General features: G+C 60.5%; 3 protein-coding genes and 1 pseudogene. 1 reads left to right on the forward strand and 3 read right to left on the reverse strand.

The window, feature by feature from the left end; all coding sequences use genetic code 11:
- From AC1D01_RS31480 to AC1D01_RS31490, 3 genes are all read right to left on the reverse strand, one after another.
- Positions 1-727 (reverse strand): tetratricopeptide repeat protein (locus AC1D01_RS31480; RefSeq protein ID WP_477873448.1); only part of this gene is annotated, 727 nt, incomplete at its 3' end.
- 37 nt (positions 728-764) lie between these two features.
- Positions 765-1,205 carry a GNAT family N-acetyltransferase gene (locus tag AC1D01_RS31485; protein WP_477873449.1) on the reverse strand — a complete coding sequence of 147 codons (441 nt, stop codon included), beginning with the start codon at positions 1,203-1,205 and terminating at the stop codon, positions 765-767.
- Positions 1,195-1,737, reverse strand: a complete 543-nt coding sequence (locus tag AC1D01_RS31490; protein WP_477873450.1) for a GNAT family N-acetyltransferase — start codon at positions 1,735-1,737, stop codon at positions 1,195-1,197. The genes AC1D01_RS31485 and AC1D01_RS31490 overlap by 11 nt, the downstream gene beginning before the upstream one ends.
- Positions 1,738-2,371: 634 nt before the next feature.
- On the opposite strand from AC1D01_RS31490, the pseudogene AC1D01_RS31495 reads away from it, so the two are divergent.
- Positions 2,372-2,683 (forward strand): annotated as a pseudogene (locus tag AC1D01_RS31495) (dockerin); the annotation flags it as partial.

Raw genomic sequence — 2,683 nt, forward strand, 5'->3', positions numbered from 1 at the left:
CGGCCATACCATTCGGGTTGACTCTCAGAGATTGCTCGAAGTCTCGCAAGGCTTCTCGATTCTTCCCTAGCTCCACGGCCATACCATTCGGGTTGACTCTCAGAGATTGCTCGAAGTCTCGCAAGGCTTCTCGATTCTTCCCTAGCTCCATGTACGTGAATGCGCGGTTGTCGATCGCTTCGTAGAACAAAGGGAACAGGTCGATTGCCTCGCTGTACTCTGCGATTGCCTCTTCTCTCTTTCCCTGGTCACCAAGTGCATATGCCCGCTTGTAATGCTCATTGGCTTTGCGAACGATCTCTTTGGAATCTTGACCTGTGAAGGAGATGTAGCGAGGAAAGTCAGTCAGCTTGAGGTACTCGATAAAGCCCACGAGCTCTTCTTTGGAGGGAGCTTGATTTCCAATTCGCTCCCACCCCTGACTAAAACTTCTTGCGTCTATAGGTGCATGCCAAGCCAAGACCGAGGCCTTTCGAAGCGATTCAACGGTTGGCTTGGATGAGGTCGATTTGAATGTCAGGCAGTGAGCTGCTGCTGACCCGTCGGGCCATGCATCAACCGCCAGGACCTTGATGGCCGACCAGCCGTTCGTGTCCTTCTGAACGATGAGATCACCAGTCTTCAAAGAGAGCTTCTCCTTTGTACTCGGATCGTCATGCGCCTGAGCGGAAGAAATGCCCAGCGCGGAAAGGATGACGGCGCAAAGTGTGGCGATGGTTCGAAGCATGGTTGTCGTTCAACGTTGGACGTGAAAAGCCTGGACATCATTCTTTGCGAGCAAGTAGGTTGGTGCTCCCCATACTGATGTGTTCGCTCGTTTGAAGAAGGAGCTCCGAAGCGCCCGAGGTTCTGGCCATCGACAGGCACTCTGCCATCAGGGACCGCGCGGCTCCCTTGCGCGCGCAGGCGGGAACGACGCCCAGTAGCTGAATGTGGGCTACGTTGCCCTGATACAGAGGATGGCTCGTGCTGCCGGGCGCGAAGAACGCCACAGCGCCGACAAGCTCAGCTTGCTGTTCGGCGAGCAGCCAAACGCCGAGACTCGCGTACCGTGCCACCGCTCCAGGCAGATTCCCTGCAAAGCTCGCAGCGTCATTGCTCGACATACGTTGCATAACCGGTTCGTACGCGACGGCCAGCATGTCGCCGATGCGTTCGGTATCGGCAGCGCTGGCTTGGCGGGCATGAATGTTGTCAAGACGCACGCTGCACCTCACCGGGAATGGCGGCATACAGCCAGTAGTCGGTAGGTGTGCCTCGCACGAGCCTGAAATTCCGAACAAGGCCTTCCCGCTGGAAGCCGCATCGTTCCAGAACACGTTGCGATCGAACGTTTGGCAAGACAGTAGTGGCCTGGATTCTGTGCCACCCCTTAACTTCGAAGGCCCAAAGAGCAGCGGCCCGGCATRCAGCCGTCGCGATGCCTTGCCCCCAATGGTCAGGTGCCACATCGTATGTGACCTCTGCTGTGCCAAACGTGGCAGAGATGGTGTGGAAGCCGACGGTGGCAATGATTTCCTCACTCCGCTCCTGGAGAAGCACGTAGCGCAGAGGTGTGTTGGGCTCACCAGCCAGCGTGCGGCGAATCTCGGCTCGGACGTCGTCCACAGTTTCAGCTGTGGAACTCGTGTACCGCTTCACCTCCGGCAGGCACGCATACCTGGCCCAAGAGTCCGCGTCTTCGAGCCGAACTGGACGCACAGAAAAGCCTGGAATCAGTGGCGGTCGCGTGAGCATGGGTTTCGTCCGGCCCAACGTGGTCGGGCGGAAGTAGCATCCCGATATCGTACTTGGCTCAAGCCACGAGACATCTCCAGAAAGCGGACCCCGGCGAACTTCTGCTTCTGGCCGACAGGGTATGTTCGCGACATCGCCTGCAACCTGCCGGTCGCCGGCTGGGTCTTCACCGCTGGACGACCACTTCCAGGGCGAGGGACGGAGGGGCCCAATCGGCCCGATAGTGACCTTCACGGATGGACGAGGACGCCGGCGTCCTCAGCGGAGTCGGCTGTTCCGCCACCGTAGACCTGCAAGTTGGGCCGCCAGACGCGCTCGATCTCGGGCGCCGGGGCCTCGTCGCGTCGACTGTGCGCGCAGCGCCTGCGAGGGTCACCGAGACGCCCGCGACGTTTTGGGTCTGGACCCGAGCGCCGGACCAGTCGCTGTTCGATGTCAATCGAATCGGTCTGAATTTGCATCCTGTTGCATGGCGTCTCGCTGCGCCAACGCCCCTGCGCGGCATCCGTCGACTCCGCAAGTTTCGTCAGTTTTCCTGACATCGCGACTCACACACTRGCGCCGAAATYGAGGGCGCRGCATGTCGAATGCGATGGGCGCGCCGCACCAACGTTGACGCAACAGGATCTTCACGATGAGCATGCCGAGCCAACGCCCCAACCGCGCCACTGCGACAAGCGCACTGCTGTGCGCCATGGTGCTGTCTGCCTGCGGCGGAGGCCATGACTCGGACACCGCGGCGGCACCGGTTGGGTCCGCACCCGCACCCGCACCCGCACCTGCGCCTGCCCAGGCCACCACCTGGAAGAGCGTGAAGTTCGGCGGCGGCGGCTACGTTAGCGGCCTCGTCTTCCATCCGACCACCGCCAATCTGCTGTACGCGCGCACCGACGTCGGTGGTGCCTATCGCTGGAACCAGGGCACGTCGTCCTGGACGCCCATCACC

The sequence above is a fragment of the Rhizobacter sp. P3_B12 genome, assembly GCF_056402895.1.